Consider the following 21,806-nt stretch of genomic DNA (forward strand, 5'->3'; position numbering starts at 1 on the left):
GGCTAATTGCGATTGGGGTTTTGTTTTAATATTCCACTTTTCCGATCTGTCTCATAATCCGGACAATTTTTGTCTTTCGATTGTTGATGTACGATGAGGAACTGGTTGCTTTGTATTTCCTTGGATTGGGCAGAATAGCTGCGATTCCGGCGGCCTGCTGCATCGTTAAACTGGATGCGTCTCTGCGATACCAATGCTCGGTTGCGGCATAAGCGCCGTATACGCCATCGCCCATTTCGATGCTATTGAGGTATACTTCCATGATGCGTTTTTTGCCCCAAATGAGTTCTATCAAAACGGTAAAATAAGCTTCCAGACCTTTACGAAGGTAGCTTCGTCCCTGCCAAAGGAAAACATTTTTGGCAGTCTGCTGCGATATAGTGCTTCCGCCTCTTACCTTTCGGCCTCGTTCATTGCTTTTATAGGCTTTTTGCATAGCTATAAAATCAAAACCGTTATGTGTTAGGAAAGTACCGTCTTCGCTTGCAATCACTGCTTTTTGCAGGTTCATCGAAATTTTATCAATGGGTTCCCAATCGTGGCTGAAATGATTTTCTTTATCAGCCGAATTGTTTTCGAAGTAACGGATAACCATTAAAGGAGTGAATGGAACGGGCACGAATTTAAAAAGTACAACAGATGCTATTGATAGTCCAAAAAACCATAACAATACTTTGAGTAAAAACCATTTTACTTTAGTCATAAAGCCTCCCTGTTTTTTTTTAGCGGGCTTCTTTGTTGTTTTTTTGGGTGTTATTTTGGTTGCCATTTTTTATGCTAAATCTGCTAATTCTGTTCCTATTAAACTGCCTATTGCTACTCCCATGCCACCAAGACGAACGCCACAGTACACATTTTCAGAGAGTTGTTCTATAATTGGTTTTTTACTGTTGCCAATGCCCATAATACCGCTCCAGCGGTGTTCAATCTGAACTTCTTGGTTAGGCAAAATTACTTTTTTTAATAAGTCTTCCAATTTTTTTTGCACAATTTCTGTTTGGCCGAATTCGGTCGTGTTTTCGGTTTCAAAATCCAGATTTCTGCCTCCGCCAAGCAATATTCTATCACCAATATTTCTAAAATAATAATAGCCTCTGTCCAAATGAAAAGTTCCCTTTATATCAAGATTTGGAATTGGTTCTGTGATTAGAACCTGTGCTCTTGCGGGTTTTACACTGCCTTTGGTGAGTTCGTTGGCGAAACCATTGGTTGCAAACAATAATTTTTTGGCAGTGAAGCTAAAATCTCCCAAGGCAACTTCAACACTGTTTTCGTTATCAATATAAGAAGTCAGTGTTTGCTGGTTCAGAATCAAAATGTCTTGTGCAATAGCTTTTTTTAATAAAGCCTGCATCATATTTCCAGTGTCGATTTGAGCTTCAAAGGGATTGAAAATCAAATAGTCATGGATGTTTCCAAAACCAAAGCGGTCTACTTCTTTGGCAAAAACATCCGCTTTAAAAAAAGGTTTTAAAATATCGTTTATGAAAGATAATTTATTCGAGCATTCTGAAAAACTGCTTTCATCATCTTTTAAAAACAATTCATAACCTCCATAAGGCTTGAAGTCAATCACGTTGTCACCAAGATTTTTTCTTAATAACTGCAGTCCGTTCCATCTTTTTTGAATGAGCTCAATTACTTCTTCTTCGGTATGTGATTTTAAATCTTCTATGATTTCTGAAATACTTCCAAAACAGGCGAATCCTGCATTTTTAGTACTGGCACCTTGCGGAAGCATTCCTTTTTCGAGTATTAATATTTTACTGGCTGGATACTTTTCGCGCAGGCGTAATGCGGTATGAAGCCCTACAATACCGCTTCCCGCAATGGCAAAATCTACGTTAGTAAACCAATTCTTTATTTCCCAATAGCTTAACTGCATTTGACTTTTTTTATAAAATTAAATATTTTTTTAGTTTTAAACACCTTCTATCTAATATCACCCGAAGATACAAGTTTTTTGAAATACGTAATTATTTCAAATGTGATATAATTTGGCATTATAATTGTGACGTAAATAAAGGCTTTATTAATAAGATTTTTTCATTTGATGAAATCTGAACCTGAAAATTTAAATTAAAATACTTTGTTATGTTTGAAAATATTGATGAGCTCATAGAAGTTAATATGAAGCTGCTGTATGCATCGAAATCCCAATATATGATGCGTATTAATTTCAAGGATGAATATGGTTTTAATCTGAAAAATTCCAAAGCCTTTGCAGATATTTTAGTTAAAAAAGGACTTGTTTTGCTGGAAAGCAGTCAAGGTTTTAGATGTGATCTGACAGATTTAGGAAAACAGATTTATGAGAACGGCGGATGGATAAAGTATATGCAGACTGTTGAAACATTTTCAAAAATTAATTCTGCATCTGCATTTGATTCTCAAGCAAAAAAAATGGAGAAATCACTCTTAAAAAAAATAATGATTGCAAGTATAATTATATTAGTATTGTGCTTTTTTTTCACCCTGATTACTGCTGAAATACTACATAAACAGTAAATTTTTATCTCCATTTTTCGGCCAGAAAATGTTTCAATTCTTTTAAGTTTTTTTTAAGTGCAGTCATTTGTTCTTATTGAAGATTATATTGCTATATTTGAAAACTGAACATATATTTTCAATAATTATGAAAAAAACACTCTTTTTAATGATAACTATGATGGGTTTAACCGCGAGTGCTCAAAATGTAATGACTCCAGAATTACTTTGGAAATTAGGACGAATTTCTCCATTAGGAATTTCAAAAGACGGCAGGAATGCTGTCTATAAAGTATCAACTCCTTCTGTCGATGAAAACAAATCCAGTTCGAAGTATTATACCGTAGCTATTAATGGCGGAGCTGCTGTAGAAATTAAGGATACAAAAGAGATTTTGGCTGATAAAAATATCTCTCCTGACGGAAAATTTATTGTTTACAATGAGGAAGTAAAAATCGATAAAGTATTAGGGAAAGATTTTTACCCAGATTTAGACAAATCCAATGTTCAAATCTATAACGGTTTAGATTACCGCCACTGGGATACTTGGAACGAGGGGAAATTTAATCACGTTTTTTACAAAGAAAATAAAGAAGGTGCTGTAGGAATTGATATTCTAAAGGGAGAAAATTTCGACAGTCCGCAAAAACCTTTTGGCGGTGATGAAGATTATATCTGGTCGCCGGACAGTAAAAGCATTGTATATGTGTGCAAGAAAAAAGCAGGAACTCAATATGCGATTTCTACAGATACTAATATATACGAGTACAATCTGGAATCTGGAAAAACGATCAACAGATCTGAGGGGAATTTGGGTTATGATACAGCGCCACAGTTTTCTCCTTCTGGAGATTTGACTTGGCTGCAGATGAAACGTGACGGATATGAATCGGACAAAAACGATTTGATTGTTAGTTTCAAAGGCATGAAAATGAATCTGACTGCAAATTGGGACGGAACAGTAGACAGTTTTATGTGGAGTCAGGATGGCAGAAAAATTTACTTTATTGCGCCAATAGACGGCACAAAACAATTATTTGAAGTGAATTTCCCTGGAATGACCAGAATAGCAGTTCAAGTTCACCAAATTACAAATGGTGATTTTGATGTAAGTGATTTGGTAGGCTTTTCAGGAGATAATATCATTGTTTCAAGAACTGACATGAATCACGCAACAGAATTATTCTCCTATAATTTAAAGAAAAATACTTGGAAACAGCTCACGAATGTTAATACTGCGACTTATTCATCATTAGTATTAAGCAAAACTGAAAGACGTTATGTAACAACTACTGATGGCAAAAAAATGCTGGTATGGGTAATTCTTCCTCCTAATTTTGATGCTTCCAAAAAATACCCGACACTGTTATTCTGCCAAGGAGGACCGCAGTCTCCATTGACACAATCGTATTCTTTCCGTTGGAATTTTCAATTAATGGCAGCGAACGGATATGTGGTTGTAGCACCAAACCGCCGCGGTATGCAGGGACACGGGGTGGAATGGAACGAACAGATCAGTAAAGATTGGGGAGGACAGGTAATGGACGATTACCTGTCGGCTATTGACGATGTTTCCAAAGAGAGTTATGTAGATAAAACCCGTTTGGGCTGTGTTGGCGCTAGTTACGGAGGGTATTCTGTATTTTATTTAGCAGGAATCCATAATAACAGATTTAAAACTTTTATTGCTCATGACGGAGTTTTCAATACTCAGAGTATGTTTGGAACTACCGAGGAAGTTTTCTTCAACAATTGGGATTTTGGCGGTGCATACTGGGAGAAAGACAATGCTGTGGCACAAAAAGCATACACAAAGTTCAATCCTATTAATTATGTCCAAAACTGGAACACACCTATTTTAATAATTCAGGGAGGAATTGATTTTAGAGTACCAATTGGTCAGGGGCAGGAAGCATTTCAGGCGGCTCAATTAAGAGGAATCAAAAGCAGATTCCTTTATTTTCCAGAAGAAAATCACTGGGTGCTGCATCCTCAGAACGCTCAGATCTGGCAGAAAGAATTTTACAAATGGCTTAATGAAACCTTGTAAATCTCAAATGAATCAATATTTTTGTAACAATATTTCGTCTTTTGTTACATATTAAAAAATCTTAACCTATTTGAAAATGTATAAATTATCAATCAAACCGTTTTTTATTGCGACAGCTTTAGTTGTTGGAATGCACACTATGACTGCTCAAGACGGGTTGGTCAACTCATTGAAAGTAAATGCCAGCGCAAAAAGTGCTGAGAGTTTCCAGTTTACCGATGTAATTAATTTAGGGAATACTTCTATCAAAAATCAAGGTTCATCAGGAACCTGCTGGAGTTATTCAACTAATTCCTTTTTAGAATCAGAAATGATCAGAATTGGAAAACAGCCAGTAGAATTGTCTCAGGTTTTTTCTGCTAGAAACGCTTATGTCGAAAAAGGAAAAAACTATGTGCGTATGCATGGTGCAGTAACCTTGGGCGACGGAGGAGAATTACATGACGTCATCAATATGTACAGAAAGTACGGAGCAGTTCCTCAATCAATTTACACCGGTTTAAACTATGGAACTTCCAAAAATAAATTTGCCGAAATGGCTTCATTGACTGAAGCAGTATTGACTGCAGTAGTTAAAAATCCAAACGGAGAACTTACTCCAAACTGGGAAAAAGCGTATGCTGCTGTAATAGATTCTTATTTGGGACAGGTTCCAGAAAACTTCACATACAAAGGTAAAAGCTACACACCTCAAAGCTTTGCCAAAGAAGTGGTAGGAATAAATCCGGATGAATATGTTGAATTTGCTTCTTATGCGAATCAGCCTTATTATTCCAAAACGATGATGATGGTTCCCGATAACTGGTCATTTGATTTGGTGTATAACATCAAAATGAATGACATGACGGCCATCATTGACAACGCTTTAAAAAACGGTTATACAGTAGCCTGGGCCTCAGATGTGAGTGAGAAAAGTTTTAGCTGGAAGAATGGGGTGGCTTACGTTCCTGCCAAAAAGTTTGACGAAATGACTGCCGAGGAAAAAGAGAACATGTTCAACGGTCCAAAACCAGAATTGGAAATCACTGAAGAAATTCGTCAGAAAGCATTCGACAATTACCAAACAACCGATGATCACGCCATGCATATCGTAGGTATTGCCAAAGATCAAATGGGCAAAGAATATTATATCGTAAAAAATTCTTGGGGAACTACAAATGATTACAAAGGATATTTATACGTGAGCAAGAATTTTGTAAAATACAAAACCACTTCCTTGATGGTAAATAAAGGAGGGGTTCCATCAGATATCGTTAAGAAAATTGGTGCTTAAAACTAATTTAAACACTACTTCAAAAGCCGTTTCATAAATCTGAAACGGCTTTTTTTTTGAAATGTAAATTGACCTACTATTGGCTTCCTCTCCTTTGGAAAGGGCTTGGGGTGAGGTAAAAAACTATTTCATATTTCTGGTTTTATTTATAATTGGAATGGGACATCAGTGTAAAAGATAATTCTTCTAAATACTAAGGACTAAAGCTTCCAAAACAGCGTTATATAGTTTATGGAAAACAAAAAAAGTTATACGCCCGTTAAAGTCCTTTTAGGTTATCTTGCACTGATAGCATTAGTCCTTACTGTAGGCTGGGTTTTATATTCTGAAAATGTGGTTTACAGCAGACTCGAAGATAAAATTGCTTTCGAAAAAACGAAGATTTTAAAAGTCAGCAAGCTTTTCTCGAATATTTACAAGACTGAAAGTTTAGGACGCAAAACAATCCAGACAAATTCCGAAAAAGATTTTAAAAGCTATCTTGTCGAAACCGATTCCTTAAAATCGAGAATAGATACGCTAAAACAAATTGTTACAACACAATATCAAAAGACTTTATTGGATAGTGTAACTTATTTATTGTCCGAGAAAACTAAAAATATCCGTCAATTAAAAGCTATAAAAAATAAGGCCGATGATGAAGTTTCAGTAGATAATGCCATTAATGAAATCACCAGAATGGAGTCCAAACTCCGTAAACTGGTTTTAAAGGATTTTGCCAAAAATCCAGAACAATTAGGAAGTTATCAGCGGAACGTACTCCGAAAATATGTCGATTATCTTAATCAGAACATTCCAGACGACAGCACAAATACACTCAGCAAAAAAGCTTCGGATTCTATTCTTGCCAATTCGAAAAAGCTCTTAACATCAGTAAAAGTAAAAGCGGAAAAGAAAAAGGTTTCGCTAAATTTTCAGGAAAACAAACTGCTCAAAAATGAAATCGCTATCTCCGAACAGCTTCGGAAAGTGCTTCGGATTATTGAACGTGAAATCATTATCAGCTCTATAAAAAACAATACACTTAAAGAAAAATCATTAAAAAAAGTCAACGAAGTCGTAATGACATCGGCAATAATAGGTTTAGTATTGACATTGATTTTCTCGATTTTAATTGTGAGTGATTATTCTAAGTCACAATTGTATAAAAAACAGCTGGAAATCGCCAATTTCAAAACCAAAAATCTGCTAAAAAGCCGCGAACAGTTAATCTCAACTGTTAGCCATGATTTGAAAACGCCTTTGAGTACCATTGTTGGCTACACTGAACTTTTAGGCAATTCTGATGTCAATACAAAACAGTCGTATTTTGTCAAAAACATTAAGGATTCTTCCACATACATTACGCAGTTAGTTCAGGATTTATTGGACTTTTCCCAAATAGAAGCAGGAAAAATCACAATTGAAAAAGTTCCTTTTTTATTGCCCGAAGTTATCGAAGAGGCAGCCAGAAGCATTCAGGCAGTTTATAAACAAAAAAATATTGATCTAGTCATCGATATTGATGAAAATCTGCAAGCTAGAATTGTAGGCGATCCGTTTCGCCTCAAACAGATTCTGAGCAACATTATAGGGAATGCCTATAAGTTTACAGATGAGGGATATATTAAAATCAACGCTAGGAAAAATGCAGACGATAGTTTTTATAGCATTTCTATTGCAGATTCTGGAATTGGAATCGAGAAAGAAAACCAGAAATTTGTCTTTGAAGAATTTACTCAGGCCAACGAAAACATCGAAAAAAAATACGGAGGAACAGGCTTAGGGCTGTCCATCTGTCAAAAAATCGTCACTATTTTAGAAGGAAATTTAAAACTGGAAAGTGAGTTTGGCAAAGGAAGTACTTTTATAATTAATCTTCCTTTGCAATTTGACAATAGTGTAAACACTTTTCCTCAAGCAGAAAAACCAATTTTTGCCGATACAAAAAAATATACTTTTATAGTTATTGATGATGACATCAATCTGCTGCATTTAACCAGCAGTGTCTTAAAACAGGAAGGTCACACGGTTTTATCATTTGACAGTGCTGTCAAAGCTTTGGAAATAATCGAAAATACTGATTTTGATTTTATAATTACCGATATTCAGATGCCTGTAATGGATGGATTTTCATTTGTTGAAAAATTAAAAAACTCTAATTATTCCACATACAATAACCAGCCGATAATTGCACTTACAGGCCGTGCCGATTTGGAATATTCTGATTGTATCGATGCTGGATTTACAACCGTAATCAAAAAGCCGTATTCGCCAAAAGTACTGCTGGAAATCATGCAGCATATTTTACAAAACAAAGATTTTACAGATATTAGAATCAATACTGCTGAGGAAATTTCAATTCCGAAACTATATTCTTTAAAAACCTTAAAACAATTTTTAGGAAACGATACTATAGCTTTAAATGTATTTTTAAAACAATTTATTGAAAGCAGTAAAAACAACATTGCTTATCTGGAAAATGCGGTTCATGAAAAAAACACTTTAGAAATCAATGCAATTGCACACAGAATAGCACCAATGTTCCGGCAGATTGAAGCAGATGAAATAAGCAGAATTTTGGAGTTATTAGAGAAAAGTGAGTTAGCCGTCTTGGATTTAGGAAGTCTGCTGAACTCTCTAAAAATAAAAAGCGGCTTGCTTTTTTCAGCTTTAAATAAGGAAATGGGCTAAGTGATATTGTATTGCTTTAATTTATTGTAAAGCGTTTTTCGGGTTATTTTTAGCAATTTTGCTGCTTCCGATTTGTTATTCTGAGTTTTTGACAAGGCATTAATAATGGTTTCTTTTTCATTTTCGGATAAAGAAAAAGCATCGCTTGAACTCTGCTGTTTTTGTATTTGAAAAAATTCTGAAGGCAAAACATCGCTTTCAATATAATTGCCACGGGTTAAAAGAGTGGCGCGTTTTACACAATTCTGCAGTTCACGCAGATTGCCCGGCCAGCTGTATTTTTGAAAAATAGCAACAACTTCCGGCGAAAAGCCTATTATTTCTTTATTGAGCTGCTGATTAGCTTTCTCCAGAAAATAATCGGCAAAAACCATTAGATCCTCGTCCCTGTCTGTTAACGAAGGGGACAGAATGGAAAACTCATTTATTCTATGATATAAATCTTCTCTGAAATCACCATTTTTGACTGCTTCCCGCAAATCTTCATTCGTCGCGGTAACAATTCGGATATCAACATTAATTTCTTTGTTGCTGCCAACTGGCTTAATTTTCCGCTCTTGCAAAGCTCTCAGCAATTGGATCTGGTTTTCATAAGAAAGATTTCCAATTTCGTCCAAAAAAAGAGTTCCTCCATTTGCTGCTTCAAAATATCCTATTTTATCGCTGATGGCTCCAGTAAAAGATCCTTTAAGATGGCCGAAAAATTCACTCGCAGCCAATTCTTTTGGTATTGCACCACAATCTACAGCAATAAAATTATTGTTCTTTCTGCTGCTCTGCTGATGGATGCTTTTTGCTATAATTTCTTTTCCTGTGCCGCTTTCGCCAATAATTAAAACAGACATATCAGTTGGACTCACCAGCTGTATATGATCTAATAATTTTTTTGAAGCAACTGAAATACCTTTTACAAATTCATTTTCAGAAGCTGTTTGTCTTTTAATCGCTTTCTTTTCTTTGACTGGAATTTCTTCTTGTGAAGACGGCATTGCATTTGTAATGACTAATAAAACCTCGTCTGGATTAAAAGGCTTCGAAATATAATCAGCAGCGCCGTTTTTGATGGCTTTTACGGCAGTATTTACATCCGAATATCCAGTCATGAGGATAACTGGTATTTCTGGATTTGAATTTTTGAATTCTGTCATTAACCCAATTCCGTCTGAATCTGGTAAACGGATGTCCATCAAAATCAGATTAAAGGATTCATTTTTGATGGCTGTTTTAGCTTCGGATGCAGAAAAAGCAATGGTCACATCGTATCCTTTCTTTATTAGAAATTTTTCTAATAATCTGCAGAATGAAATATCATCTTCTATTAGTAATATCTTTGACATGTATTTTTTAGCCCTTTTCTGCTAAAATAGCACTAATAAACTTGGATTGTCATAAAATTATGCAAAAAAAGAGATTGCCGTAACAATCTCTTTTTCGTCAAAAACATAAATCCAATTCCCCCAAATATGGTTTTACCAGTTGGCATTAACATCTGTATAAACAGTAGCTTTCTGGTTATTAACTGATAATTCTAGTTTATATTCTTTTTTCTGGTTCACATATGTTCTGATAAGCTTCGTGCCAGAATATGCTGTTTCTAAGGCTGCTTTTATTGTGGCAGGGACTGTATTCATGCTGACTTCTGTGTATTGAGATTCAATATCAGATTGGATCTTTGTATACTTGTCAGCGTAAATTGCTGCGCATCTTAAAATAATAGCCACTGTTAAGATCAGCATTTTTATAATGTTTGTTTTATTTTTTGATCCATGTTCCATCTGCATTTGCATACAGAGAACCTATTTTGTCACCAACAGTAACTTCGAGTTTATATTGTGATTTTGCATTTTTATATGCTTTCGAAAGAACCCCGTCTGGATATGCTTTTTTAAGAGCATCGGTCACTGCAACAGGAACTTCCTCTAATTTTATTTCAGTGTATTCCTCTTGAAGGGAAACTGCTTTTACAATTGTATTTGAAATAGGAGAAACTGAAGCGTAAGAAGCCAAACCTCCTAAAACTATTGCGGCTGATAAAAATAAATTTTTCATAATGATTGTATTTAGTAATGTTTATTGTTTAAATTTTTAAAACTCGGTGAAATTATTTTTTAATCCAGGTTCCGTCTTCATTTGCAAAAAGGGTTTCTGTTTTCCCGCCGGCAGTAATATCTAATTTGTATTCCTTTTTTTCGTTTTTGTATGCTTTAGTAATTACTGCATCAGCTGGATATGCTTTTTTGAAAGCGTCAGTAACAGCAGTTGGTAATTCTTCTAATTTAATTTCAGTGTATTCATCTCCGATAGAAATGGTTTTTACAATAATGACTGGAGCTGTAGTCGAAGCAAATGAAGTTAGACTTCCTAAAGCAATTGCGGCTGATAAAAATAAATTTTTCATAATGTTTTATTTTAATTATTTAAATTGTTGTTTACGCTTTAGATAATGAAAATAGTATGCCATTAATTAAAATAAAAGTATCAAAGGCTGTCAGGGCTTGTTTTTAAAGGGATTTTTTGAAACATGCCAAAATTCAAAATGAATGAAAAGTGTATAATTCTATGGATAGCTGTATAAAAAGTATACACAAATAGTGTTTACTTTAAAGCATAAAAAAGAAACCCTTTCAGAATTTTGAATTCTAAAAGGGCTGAAAATAAAAAAGGCTGTCTAAATATTGACAGCCTTTAAAAATTATTATTCTACTGGATTCATTTTGAAAGTATCCATGAAAGCAGTTGTATAATCGCCTTCAATATATTTAGGATTATCCATCAATTGTCTATGAAACGGAATAGTTGTTTTGATTCCTTCGATTACGAATTCGTCTAATGCTCTTCTCATTTTACTAATAGCTTCTTCACGTGATTGGGCAGTAGTAATCAATTTAGCAATCATAGAATCGTAATTTGGCGGAATAGTATAACCAGAATATACGTGAGTGTCTAAACGTACTCCATGACCTCCAGGCATATGTAATGTGGTAATTTTTCCTGGCGAAGGTCTGAAATCATTATAAGGATCTTCTGCATTGATACGAACTTCGATAGCGTGTAACTGCGGAAGGTAGTTTCTTCCTGAAATTGGCACACCAGCAGCAACTAGAATCTGCTCACGGATCAAGTCATAATCAACAACCTGTTCAGTAATCGGGTGTTCAACTTGGATACGAGTATTCATTTCCATGAAATAGAAGTTTCTGTGTTTGTCAACCAAAAACTCAACAGTTCCAGCACCTTCGTATTTTATAAATTCAGCTGCTTTTACAGCTGCTTCACCCATTTTTGTACGCAGTTCGTCAGTCATAAATGGAGAAGGAGTTTCTTCAGTCAATTTTTGATGACGGCGCTGAACAGAACAGTCTCTTTCAGAAAGGTGACAGGCTTTACCGTAAGCATCACCAACAACCTGAATTTCGATGTGGCGCGGCTCTTCGATTAATTTCTCCATGTACATCCCATCGTTACCAAAAGCTGCAGCCGCTTCCTGACGGGCACTTTCCCAGGCTTTCAGAAGTTCTTCTTCTTTCCAGATAGCTCTCATCCCTTTTCCGCCGCCACCGGCAGTAGCTTTCATCATTACTGGATAACCTATTTTTGCAGCAGTTTCTTTCGCGTCTTCATAAGAATCTAAAATTCCTTCAGAACCAGGAACGCAGGGAACACCAGCTTCAATCATTGTTGCTTTTGCAGAAGCTTTGTCTCCCATTCGGTCAATCATTTCTGGAGAAGCACCAATGAATTTTATATTATGTTCCTGACAGATTTTTGAAAATTTTGCGTTTTCAGATAAGAAACCGTAACCTGGATGAATTGCATCTGCATTTGTAATTTCGGCAGCAGCAATAATATTGGACATCTTTAAATAGGAAAGGTTACTTGGAGGCGGTCCTATACAAACAGCTTCATCAGCAAATTTCACATGCAGGCTTTCAGCATCTGCAGTAGAATAAACAGCTACCGTCTTGATACCCATTTCTCTGCAGGTTCGGATGACACGAAGCGCAATTTCTCCTCTATTTGCTATTAGTATTTTTTTAAACATTTTTTTTCAATTAGATAATTAGGCAATTTTGATAATTAGATAATTAGTTTTTTAGTTTGATTTAAAATCAGTCAGTAATCTAAAATCTGCAATCTAAAATCTAAAATTATGATGGATCTACTAAGAATAAAGGCTGGTCAAATTCTACAGGAGACATATCGTCTACCAATATTTTTACGATTTTACCAGATACTTCTGATTCAATTTCGTTGAATAATTTCATTGCTTCAATTACGCAAAGAACATCTCCTTTAGCGATTGATTTTCCAACTTCAACAAACATAGGTTTATCTGGAGCAGGTTTTCTGTAGAAAGTACCAATGATTGGTGATTTTATAGTAATGTAATTGTTTTTCTCAACTGGTTCAGCTGCAGGAACAGCGGCTGCAACAGGAGCAATCTGCTGTGGAGCGGCAGCTTGCGGAAGAATGTTTTGGGCAGGTAACTGCTGCACATAAGTCGCTTCGGTAACGTTACCTTCTAAAGTAGTTCTGATGGTGATTTTTACATCGTCCATTTCTAATTTTACTTCTGCAACACCTGAATTTGCTACAAATTTAATTAGATTTTGAATTTCTTTTAAATCCATAATTTTTTCTTTTTAGTTTAATTTATTTTTTGTCGTAGGCCCAAGTTAAGTAAATTGATCCCCAAGTGAATCCGCCTCCAAAGGCAGCAAAAATGATAGTATCTCCTTTTTTGAAAAGATGTTCAAAATCGTATAATACTAAGGGTAATGTCGCAGATGTAGTATTGCCGTATTTTTCAATATTCATCAATACTTTCTCGTCTTCCAGATTCATTCTGTGGGCAGTTGCATCAATGATGCGTTTGTTTGCTTGATGGGGTACAAGCCAATTTACATTTTCGTTGGTTAAATTGTTTCTTTTTAAAATCAATTCGCTTGCATCAGCCATATTGGTAACTGCATATTTGAAAACAGTTTTTCCGTCTTGAATAATGTTATGTTTGTTGTCATTTACGGTGTCAATACTTGTTGGCAAGAGGGATCCGCCAGCAGGTATTTTTAAGAAATCACGGCCTACGCTGTCGCTTCTTAAGTATTCATCTTGTAATCCGTATCCTTCGTAATTGGGTTCAAATAATACTGCACCTGCACCGTCTCCAAAAATAATACAAGTTGATCGGTCTTTATAATCAACAATAGATGACATTTTATCAGCACCTATAAGCAGTACTTTTTTGTATCTTCCGGATTGAATATAAGCTGCTGCAGTTGACATTCCGTAAAGGAAACTTGAACATGCTGCCTGTAAATCATAAGAGAATGCATTTGTAGCCCCTATAGATGTTGCTACATGTGCTCCCGTTGAGGCTACTGGCATATCTGCAGTTGCGGTTGCCATTAAAACTAAGTCTATTTCAAGAGGGTCAATATTTGATTTTGCGATTAAATCCTGCGCTGCTTTTATAGCAAGAAAAGAAGTTCCTTTATCAGCATCTTTTAGTATTCTTCTTTCTTTAATTCCTGTGCGTGTGGTTATCCATTCATCATTAGTGTCTACCATTGTTTCCAGAACTTTGTTGGAAAGAACAAAATCCGGAACATAACCACCAACAGCGGTAATTGCGGCTGTAATTGTACTCATTAATATGCGATTATTTATTGCAAATGCTGCCATTTGCAAAATTTTTAAAAGTCTCTAAAATTACAATAAAAAAACTAAACTAATATTGTTAAGTTTTTCTTATTTGAGGGGGTAAATTATAAACAACAAAAAAAACTCTCACGAGGTGAGAGTTCTAGTATAATTTACAAAAACGTATTAAGCAAGAGCTACTTCAGATTTGTCGATAACAACTTGTCCTCTGTAATACATTTTACCTTCATGCCAGTAAGCTCTGTGGTATAAATGTGCTTCTCCAGTAATTGGGCATGTAGCGATCTGAGCTACTGTAGCTTTGTAATGTGTTCTTCTTTTGTCTCTTCTTGTTTTTGAGGTTTTTCTCTTAGGATGTGCCATTTTACTATATTATTTATCCGTTAATAGTTGCTTTAATTTGTCCCAGCGCGGGTCTGTATTTTCTTCTTCTTTTTTTTCTTTTTTTTGCTCTTTAATTGTTAACTCTTTCAGTTTTGTCAAAGCTTCAGTGTTTAAACTGCCATCCTTTATACCGGGATGGATTCTTTTTTGAGGAACTGAAAGTATTATCATCTCATATATATATTGAGCGATGTCTATTTCAAATTCTCCAAAAGGAAGTATTAGCAGCTCTTCATTGTCATTGTTGAAAGTTTCTCCAAACCGTACAATTAGTTTTAATTTTCCTTTTATTGGTAAATCAAAATCTTCACTTGTAAGGTCACACGGAACATTGATAGTTCCTTCATGTTTGAAACTTAACTCTAACAGGTTGCTTTTTTTGTCTAAAACTACAGTTACTTTGATGTCTGAATTTTGAAATTCATTATAATCAAAGATTTCAAAGAACGCATTATCTATTTGATACTCAAATTTGTGTTTTCCTAGCTTCAATCCTACGAAAGGGATTGTATATTCTTTTGTCTTGCTCATTTCAACAACAATTTGCCCTAAACTTCGGGAGTGCAAAGATATAAAATAATTGTAAATCCAAGAATGTTATTCACCTTTTTTTGTTTATAACTGTTTTTCTTTTGTTTTTAGGGGTTTTTGGCTGATTTCTGCATGCAGATTTCTGGAATTATATACATCAATTGCAAGATAGACAGCTTCTTTGAAAGAATTATAGTCGGCTTTATTCTTTCCTGCGATGTCATATGCGGTTCCGTGATCTGGAGAAGTCCTAACTTTGTTAAGTCCAGCTGTATAATTTACGCCATTTCCAAAAGATAATGTTTTGAAAGGGATTAATCCCTGGTCATGATATGCAGCAATAATAGCATCGTATTTTTCGTATTGGCTGCTTCCAAAGAAACCATCGGCGGCAAAAGGACCAAATACTAATGTTCCTTTGTCGAATAATTTTTTCAATGCTGGCTTTAATACTTTGTCGTCTTCAGTTCCGATAACGCCTCCGTCACCACAGTGAGGATTAAGGCCGAGTACTGCAATTTTGGGTTTGTTGATGCTGAAATCCTGAATTAGAGTCTGATTGATAGTTTCAATTTTTTTGAAAATTAACTCTTCGGTTAAATGTGAAGCAACTTCGTTGATTGGTACATGATCTGTTAATAAACCAACTCTCAGGTTGTCCTGCACCATCAGCATTAACGCATTGCCTTCTAATTCTTGATTTAGATAATCAGTATGTCCCGGAAATTTAAAATCTTCAGACTGAATGTTGTATTTATTTATAGGTGCTGTAACTAAGACATCGATATCTCCTTCTTTTAACGCTTTGGTGGCAGCAGTAAATGATTTGATTGCATATTGTCCTATTTTTTCGTCATTGGTTCCAAGGTTTAAATCGACTCCTTCTCTCCAAAGATTGAAAACATTTACTTTACCAATCACAATTTGGTCTAGTTTGTCGATACCATGTAAGGGAACTGTGGATTCGAAACTCTTTCTTATAAATGATAAAATTTTTACATTGGCAAAAATAACAGGGGTGCATAATTCTAACATGCGGCTGTCTTCGAATGTTTTTAGAATTACTTCGCTTCCAATACCGTTTAAATCTCCTATTGAAATTCCTACGATTATATTTTCTGCTTTTTTCATAATGTCCTCAAGTTATTTATTGCTAATTTTGAACTGCAAATTTAGTAAAATAAAATAAGAAATGTTTACAGGGATTATTGAAACACTTGGCAAAGTTCAAGAAGTTAAAAAAGAGCAGGATAATATTCATATCACTATAGATTCGGTGTTGGCTGATGAATTAAAAATTGATCAAAGCGTTGCTCATAACGGAATATGTCTGACTGTTGTAGCTATTGAAGGAACACTTTATACGGTTACTGCTATTGGAGAAACTATAAAAAAAACTAATATTTCAGATTGGAAAGCTGGAGATAAAGTTAATCTGGAAAGAGCGATGAAACTAGGAGATCGTCTGGACGGACATATTGTGCAGGGGCATGTGGATCAAACGGCGATTTGTGTTGTAGCTGAGAAAACCCGAGGAAGCTGGCTGTATACTTTTGAGTATGATGCGGCTTTGAAAAATATTACTATCGAGAAAGGTTCAATTACTGTAAACGGAGTTAGTCTGACTGTGGTGGATTCTGGCAAGAATAATTTTAGTGTAGCTATTATACCTTATACCTATGAACATACTAATTTTCATTCGTTTGTTGTGGGAACCAAAGTAAACTTGGAATTTGATGTAATTGGGAAGTATGTTTCTAGGCTTTATGTAAGCAAATAGAACAGAAAATGAGATTATAAACAAAAAAAGACCAATTTTAAATTGGTCTTTTTTTGTTTAGTTTGTGATTATATATAATGTAAAGCCCAAATATAACGGCTATAAAGATTAGTATTGTAATGTTTTCATCTATTGGAAGATCTCCTTCGTCAGGTGGTGGTGGTATATAATCTGGGTCGCCTGGAACATTTGGATCGGCATGTATGACAAATCCATATAGCAGAAAAAATAGAATGCTACCTTTGTATAAAGCTTTGTTTAAAAATATCTTCATTTTGGGGATGTGGTATTATGATTTTTTAAATAATCCTTGAGTGCAAAAATATGTTTTTTTTTATATTGAAAATAAATTAATTACGATTAAATACAAAATTATACGGTAAATCAACTATGTGAATTGTTAAATAAGAGTAAAAACCTACATAAAAGCAAATTCAAGTAAGTGTATTTTTTAATATTATAAAATTAAAATTCCTTTGAAGGAATATTTTTTACAAAATTAAAGATAAGATTTTAAAATTTAATTTGTCTTATTTTTTTTAAAAAGTTGAAGAGTATTTGGAATTTTTGAAATAATTTTAAATGCAGAAAATAAAAAAGCCTTACAAACGCAGTGTTTATAAGGCTTTTTAAGTGTTAACTGTGGTCCCACCTGGGCTCGAACCAGGGACCACCTGATTATGAGTCAGGTGCTCTAACCAGCTGAGCTATAGGACCGGTTAAGAGTTTGCAATATTACTACATTTTTTTGATTGTCACAAGCGTTTTTTATGTTGATTTTGAATTATGTTATTAGAATGTAAAATCTTTTTTGAAAAGAACTGATTATGAATTGACTAGTTTTTATTTTATTTCCTGGCAGAGTTCAATTAATACACCATTTGTGCCTTTTGGGTGTAAAAAAGCGACTAATTTATTGTCGGCACCTTTTTTGGGGATTTCGTTTAGGACGATGAATCCTTCGGATTTAAGGCGTTGAATTTCGGAGAGGATATTTTCGACATCAAAGGCGATGTGATGGATTCCTTCGCCTTTTTTTTCGAGGAATTTGGCTATCGGACTATCTGGATCGGTAGCTTCGAGGAGTTCTATTTTGTTAGGACCGTTCATGAAGAAAGATGTTTTTACACCTTCGCTGGCAACTTCTTCTTCTTTATAAGCAGGTTTGCCAAAGAGTTTTTCGAATAACAGATTGGATTCTTCAAGGTTTTTGACTGCGATGCCTATGTGTTCTATTTTTTTCATTTTGAATGTTAGTTTAGAGATTTGCTGATTCAAAGAATAATTTCACGCGGATTGTATATATTTTGCTTTGCTTATTCGCTTTTGCTTGGGATGCAGATTGAAAATGCGAATTTAGAGCGTATTGCTTGAACTGCTTTTTTTGAAATCTTCCCAAAAATGCCAATTATTTACTCTTTAGCCCCGACAGCAGCGAAAATCCTCCTGTGCCGGGGTTCGGCACGGGAGATTGCAGCGGATGGCGGGAATCCATGTCTGCCGAAAATGCCTCAATCATTCGCTCCTTATTTGGTTTATAAAACTTAAAACAAATATAAAAAACTTTAGGAGTTTATGACTTTGTGGGGCTGTCTCTCAAAAAAATAGTATTTTTGCGCTATGGAAACAAATAGACAGAAAAAAATAGGCGGGGTGATCCAAAAAGATTTGGTTGATATTCTGCAGGGTGAAGTGAGAAAAAACGGAATTACGAATTTGATAATTTCAGTATCCAAGGTTACGGTGACTACAGATTTGTCTGTGGCGACGGTGCATTTAAGTATTTTTCCTCAAGATAAAGCGCAGGAAACGCTTCAGGGTATCAAAACAAATACTACTTTAATTAAGCACGATTTGTCGCAAAGGGTGCGTCTGCAATTGCGCAAAGTGCCTAATTTGGTTTTCTTTATTGACGATTCTTTGGATTATATCGAGAAGATTGACAATGCATTGGCAAACAAGGAGAATCCTATAGAGAATAGAGATTTGTTGGATAAACGCAGATTTAAATAAGATTTGAATTTTCCTCTTTACATAGCCAAGCGGTATATTTTTAGCAAAAGTAAAAGTAATGCTATCAATATTATTAATCGTATTGCGAGTCTTGCGACTATTGTGGGAGCGATGGCGCTGTTTGTGGTGCTTTCGGTTTTTACTGGGTTAAAGGAATTCAGTCTTTCCTTTACCAGCGATATTGATCCTGATCTTAAGGTGAGCAGTACGCTTGGGAAATCTTTTTTTATTGAACCAAAACAGGAAAAAGACATTAAGGAGATTGATGGTGTCGCTTCATATTCGAAAATTGTAGAGGAAAGGGTCTTGTTCACGTTCAATGGAAAACAGGAGGTTACTTACCTTAAAGGAGTTGATTCTTCTTTTAACAAAGTTAGTCATTTCGACAAAAAAATATACAACGGACAATGGCTGGAGCCAAATACTTTTCAGGTTGTGGTTGGATATGGTACGGCGCAGAAATTTTCGATGGGATTGCTTGATTATAAAAATGCTTTTGAGGTTTTTGTTCCAAGACCCGGTAAGGGAGCTATAGAAAATCCTGAACAGGCCTTTAATAAAACCGATATTTTTCCAGTTGGAATTTATGCCATCAGTGAAGATCTGGATTCCAAATATGTGTTTGCCGATTTAGGTTTGGCGCAGGAATTATTGGAATATAAGGAAAATCAGGTTTCGGGTATAGAAATAAAATTAAAGAAAGATGCTGACGAAAACGCTGTGACAGCAAAACTGAATTCAATCTTCAAAAATAAAATTACGATAAAGAACAAGGCACAACTTAACGAGGCCTTGTATAAAATGCTGAATACAGAAAATATAGCAGTCTACCTGATATTTACTTTGGTGATTGTGGTGGCGCTTTTTAACTTGGTTGGAGCACTTATCATGATGATTTTGGATAAAAAAGGAAACCTCAAAACCCTTTTTAACCTAGGAACCGACATCAAGGATTTGAGAAATATTTTTCTTCTTCAGGGTGTTTTGCTGAGTGTTTTTGGCGGGATCATTGGATTGTTGTTGGGAGTTGTTATTGTGTTGCTGCAGCAACAGTATGAATTGATAATGATAACTCCAACACTGGCTTATCCAGTGGTTTTTACTTTTGAAAATGTTGGGATTGTAATGGCGACTATTGTCACACTTGGTTTTTTTGCTTCGATGATTGCGAGCAGCAGGGTGAGTAAGAAGCTGCTGGATTAAAAATCGTATCCAATTCTTATTTTAAGATCGACTGCAGTATTGTTGTGGTCACAGTCACAGCCTTTGCTTTTATTAAATATATTATATTGGTAACCCACGCCTCCTGAAAATTCATAATTGAGATGTTTTGCAAAAGCTCTGCGGATTCCATATTTAGGAATAATAGCAATAGCTGATACAACATCAAAATCACCGTTATTTATTAATGGAGTCTTGTTAGAAATATATGACGTTTCCAATGAAATATAATTGGAAGAATTGTTATAGGTCTTTTTCCCAAGTCTTTTACGTCTATCTAAACTATAAAACCATCTTGGTTCAAGTGTTAGATAAGGACTAATAAGTGTCGCAGTTTCATCTTTAATTTCAGGATCTTCATAATCTCTCGTAGAAGATATTAATGTCAGCCCTATTTCTGTTCGAAGTGAAATTTTTCTTTGCAATTGAGTTTCATAATAAAAACTTGTACTTAGCAAACCTAGCTGAACGCCATATAAATTTTTCTCAACCGATACTTTTTCTGCTTCCTGTGCTTTTACGATGAAACTAATTAAAACAAAACCTAGAACTATAATTTTTTTCATTAACTCTTTTTTTGCAAAAGTAATTTTTATTTTACAAAATCAAAGAGAAGGATTAATTATTACACAGCCTCATAATTAGCATAAGCCTCTTTAATATCATCCAAGTGGGCAAATAATTCTTCGGGACGATCCAGCGTTACTAGTTTTTGTCTGAAGGTTTTAAATGAATGTATTCCTTTGAAATAATTGGTGTAATGCGGACGTGTTTCTACAATTCCAAGTCTTTCGCCTTTCCATTGCATTGCCCAGGTTAAATGGTTGCGAACTGCTTCAACTCTGTCTGCAACTGTTGGTTTAGGCAAATGTTCTCCTGTTTTGAAGTAATGCTTAATTTCGTTGAAAATCCAAGGATAACCAATGGCGGCACGGCCAATCATTATTCCGTCGATGCCGTATTCGTTTTTATAATGCAATGCTTTTTCGGGAGAATCGATATCTCCGTTTCCGAAAATAGGCATCGTGATTCTTGGGTTGTTTTTCACACGGGCGATGTGTGACCAGTCGGAATGACCTTTATACATCTGCGCACGTGTTCTGGCGTGAATGCTCAGGGCGGCTACGCCAATATCCTGCAGCCGTTCGGCAACTTCGTCGATATTTATAGAACTATCATCCCATCCCAAACGGGTTTTTACGGTAACTGGCAAATGCGTGCTGTCGATAACGGCTTTGGTCAGACGGATCATTAAATCTACGTCTTTCAGAACTCCTGCACCGGCACCTTTGCAGACTACTTTTTTAACAGGACAGCCAAAATTGATATCGATTAAATCTGGGTTTACCGTAGAAACAATTTTGGATGATAAAGCCATTGCTTCCTCATCTCCTCCAAAAATTTGAATTCCTACAGGTCTTTCGTAATCGAATATATCCAATTTCATTCGGCTTTTGATGGCATCACGAATTAATCCTTCGGAAGAAATAAATTCAGAATACATTAAGTCGGCTCCATGCTCTTTACACAAACGGCGGAATGGAGGGTCGCTCACATCTTCCATAGGTGCTAACAGTAATGGGAATTCGGGTAATTCTATATTGCCAATCTTAATCATTGTCCTTGAAATTTTTTGCAAAATTACAACTTTTAAGTGAATAGAAAATAGCCAACTGCTAATAGAGGGTTAAAACCGTGATTTTTAGTGCTGTTTGAAATAAATCAAAGAG

At 35.2% G+C, this 21,806-nt stretch carries 23 protein-coding genes and 1 tRNA gene; 7 read left to right on the forward strand and 17 right to left on the reverse strand.

What is annotated here, in order from left to right:
* Positions 1-25 precede the first annotated feature (25 nt).
* Together mtgA and OZP07_RS01245 are read right to left on the reverse strand one after the other, a co-directional pair.
* Entirely contained in the window at positions 26-769 is a 744-nt protein-coding gene (gene mtgA / locus OZP07_RS01240; protein ID WP_194640397.1) for a monofunctional biosynthetic peptidoglycan transglycosylase, read from the reverse strand.
* Positions 770-772: 3 nt separating this feature from the next.
* Positions 773-1,885 (reverse strand): NAD(P)/FAD-dependent oxidoreductase, encoded by a 1,113-nt coding sequence (locus OZP07_RS01245; protein ID WP_281636994.1) that lies wholly within the window; start codon positions 1,883-1,885, stop codon positions 773-775.
* A gap of 209 nt (positions 1,886-2,094) precedes the next feature.
* Between OZP07_RS01245 and OZP07_RS01250 the strand changes: the two genes are divergently transcribed.
* The 4 genes from OZP07_RS01250 (at position 2,095) to OZP07_RS01265 (ending at position 8,483) form a co-directional block, all read left to right on the forward strand.
* Positions 2,095-2,508 carry a hypothetical protein gene (locus OZP07_RS01250; protein ID WP_194640395.1) on the forward strand — a complete coding sequence of 138 codons (414 nt, stop codon included), beginning with the start codon at positions 2,095-2,097 and terminating at the stop codon, positions 2,506-2,508.
* Positions 2,509-2,635: 127 nt separating this feature from the next.
* Positions 2,636-4,537 (forward strand): S9 family peptidase, encoded by a 1,902-nt coding sequence (locus OZP07_RS01255; RefSeq protein ID WP_281636995.1) that lies wholly within the window; start codon positions 2,636-2,638, stop codon positions 4,535-4,537.
* A gap of 76 nt (positions 4,538-4,613) precedes the next feature.
* Complete coding sequence (locus tag OZP07_RS01260) at positions 4,614-5,810, forward strand: C1 family peptidase (RefSeq protein ID WP_281636996.1); 1,197 nt, start codon at positions 4,614-4,616, stop codon at positions 5,808-5,810.
* A gap of 231 nt (positions 5,811-6,041) precedes the next feature.
* Entirely contained in the window at positions 6,042-8,483 is a 2,442-nt protein-coding gene (locus OZP07_RS01265; protein ID WP_281636997.1) for a hybrid sensor histidine kinase/response regulator, read from the forward strand.
* On the opposite strand, the gene OZP07_RS01270 is transcribed toward OZP07_RS01265, so the two are convergent.
* From OZP07_RS01270 to pdxA, 10 genes are all read right to left on the reverse strand, one after another.
* Positions 8,480-9,820 (reverse strand): sigma-54-dependent transcriptional regulator, encoded by a 1,341-nt coding sequence (locus OZP07_RS01270; protein ID WP_281636998.1) that lies wholly within the window; start codon positions 9,818-9,820, stop codon positions 8,480-8,482. The genes OZP07_RS01265 and OZP07_RS01270 overlap by 4 nt on opposite strands.
* A 132-nt stretch (positions 9,821-9,952) precedes the next feature.
* Positions 9,953-10,219 carry a hypothetical protein gene (locus tag OZP07_RS01275; protein ID WP_281636999.1) on the reverse strand — a complete coding sequence of 89 codons (267 nt, stop codon included), beginning with the start codon at positions 10,217-10,219 and terminating at the stop codon, positions 9,953-9,955.
* A 16-nt stretch (positions 10,220-10,235) separates the two neighbouring features.
* On the reverse strand, positions 10,236-10,532 hold the full coding sequence (locus OZP07_RS01280; protein ID WP_281637000.1) for a hypothetical protein: 297 nt from the start codon (positions 10,530-10,532) through the stop codon (positions 10,236-10,238).
* Between the two features lie 52 nt (positions 10,533-10,584).
* Positions 10,585-10,881, reverse strand: coding sequence for a hypothetical protein (locus OZP07_RS01285; protein WP_281637001.1), 297 nt, complete (start codon positions 10,879-10,881; stop codon positions 10,585-10,587).
* 297 nt (positions 10,882-11,178) lie between these two features.
* On the reverse strand, positions 11,179-12,525 hold the full coding sequence (gene accC / locus OZP07_RS01290) for an acetyl-CoA carboxylase biotin carboxylase subunit (RefSeq protein WP_194640388.1): 1,347 nt from the start codon (positions 12,523-12,525) through the stop codon (positions 11,179-11,181).
* A 106-nt stretch (positions 12,526-12,631) separates the two neighbouring features.
* Positions 12,632-13,114, reverse strand: coding sequence for an acetyl-CoA carboxylase biotin carboxyl carrier protein (gene accB, locus OZP07_RS01295; protein WP_281637002.1), 483 nt, complete (start codon positions 13,112-13,114; stop codon positions 12,632-12,634).
* A 22-nt stretch (positions 13,115-13,136) separates the two neighbouring features.
* On the reverse strand, positions 13,137-14,135 hold the full coding sequence (locus tag OZP07_RS01300; protein WP_194640536.1) for a beta-ketoacyl-ACP synthase III: 999 nt from the start codon (positions 14,133-14,135) through the stop codon (positions 13,137-13,139).
* Positions 14,136-14,312: 177 nt separating this feature from the next.
* Positions 14,313-14,510 carry a 50S ribosomal protein L32 gene (gene rpmF / locus OZP07_RS01305; protein WP_035639771.1) on the reverse strand — a complete coding sequence of 66 codons (198 nt, stop codon included), beginning with the start codon at positions 14,508-14,510 and terminating at the stop codon, positions 14,313-14,315.
* Between the two features lie 9 nt (positions 14,511-14,519).
* Positions 14,520-15,062 (reverse strand): YceD family protein, encoded by a 543-nt coding sequence (locus tag OZP07_RS01310; RefSeq protein WP_194640386.1) that lies wholly within the window; start codon positions 15,060-15,062, stop codon positions 14,520-14,522.
* An 84-nt stretch (positions 15,063-15,146) separates the two neighbouring features.
* A complete protein-coding gene (gene pdxA / locus OZP07_RS01315; protein WP_194640535.1) occupies positions 15,147-16,196 on the reverse strand; it encodes a 4-hydroxythreonine-4-phosphate dehydrogenase PdxA in 1,050 nt (349 codons plus the stop codon).
* A gap of 58 nt (positions 16,197-16,254) precedes the next feature.
* Between pdxA and OZP07_RS01320 the strand changes: the two genes are divergently transcribed.
* Complete coding sequence (locus OZP07_RS01320) at positions 16,255-16,842, forward strand: riboflavin synthase (protein ID WP_281637003.1); 588 nt, start codon at positions 16,255-16,257, stop codon at positions 16,840-16,842.
* Between the two features lie 37 nt (positions 16,843-16,879).
* Here OZP07_RS01320 and OZP07_RS01325 read toward each other — a convergent pair whose 3' ends face one another.
* The 3 genes from OZP07_RS01325 to mce all read right to left on the reverse strand — a co-directional run bounded on the left by OZP07_RS01325 (position 16,880) and on the right by mce (position 18,087).
* Positions 16,880-17,116: a hypothetical protein gene (locus OZP07_RS01325; RefSeq protein WP_281637004.1), complete on the reverse strand. Its 237-nt coding sequence runs from the start codon at positions 17,114-17,116 to the stop codon at positions 16,880-16,882.
* Between the two features lie 369 nt (positions 17,117-17,485).
* Positions 17,486-17,559, reverse strand: a tRNA-Ile gene (locus OZP07_RS01330).
* Between the two features lie 126 nt (positions 17,560-17,685).
* Positions 17,686-18,087, reverse strand: a complete 402-nt coding sequence (gene mce, locus OZP07_RS01335) for a methylmalonyl-CoA epimerase (protein WP_194640423.1) — start codon at positions 18,085-18,087, stop codon at positions 17,686-17,688.
* Between the two features lie 375 nt (positions 18,088-18,462).
* Here mce and rbfA point away from each other — a divergent pair, with 375 nt between their 5' ends.
* Positions 18,463-18,855: a 30S ribosome-binding factor RbfA gene (gene rbfA, locus OZP07_RS01340; RefSeq protein WP_194640422.1), complete on the forward strand. Its 393-nt coding sequence runs from the start codon at positions 18,463-18,465 to the stop codon at positions 18,853-18,855.
* A 3-nt stretch (positions 18,856-18,858) separates the two neighbouring features.
* Entirely contained in the window at positions 18,859-20,058 is a 1,200-nt protein-coding gene (locus tag OZP07_RS01345; RefSeq protein WP_281637005.1) for an ABC transporter permease, read from the forward strand.
* Here OZP07_RS01345 and OZP07_RS01350 read toward each other — a convergent pair.
* Together OZP07_RS01350 and dusB are read right to left on the reverse strand one after the other, a co-directional pair.
* Positions 20,055-20,642: a DUF3575 domain-containing protein gene (locus OZP07_RS01350; RefSeq protein ID WP_281637006.1), complete on the reverse strand. Its 588-nt coding sequence runs from the start codon at positions 20,640-20,642 to the stop codon at positions 20,055-20,057. The two genes, OZP07_RS01345 and OZP07_RS01350, sit on opposite strands and share 4 nt — an antisense overlap.
* 59 nt (positions 20,643-20,701) lie before the next feature.
* Positions 20,702-21,694 carry a tRNA dihydrouridine synthase DusB gene (gene dusB / locus OZP07_RS01355; RefSeq protein WP_281637007.1) on the reverse strand — a complete coding sequence of 331 codons (993 nt, stop codon included), beginning with the start codon at positions 21,692-21,694 and terminating at the stop codon, positions 20,702-20,704.
* Positions 21,695-21,806 lie beyond the last annotated feature (112 nt).

Origin of the sequence: Flavobacterium marginilacus (assembly GCF_026870155.1) — a bacterium.
GTDB lineage: Bacteria > Bacteroidota > Bacteroidia > Flavobacteriales > Flavobacteriaceae > Flavobacterium > Flavobacterium marginilacus.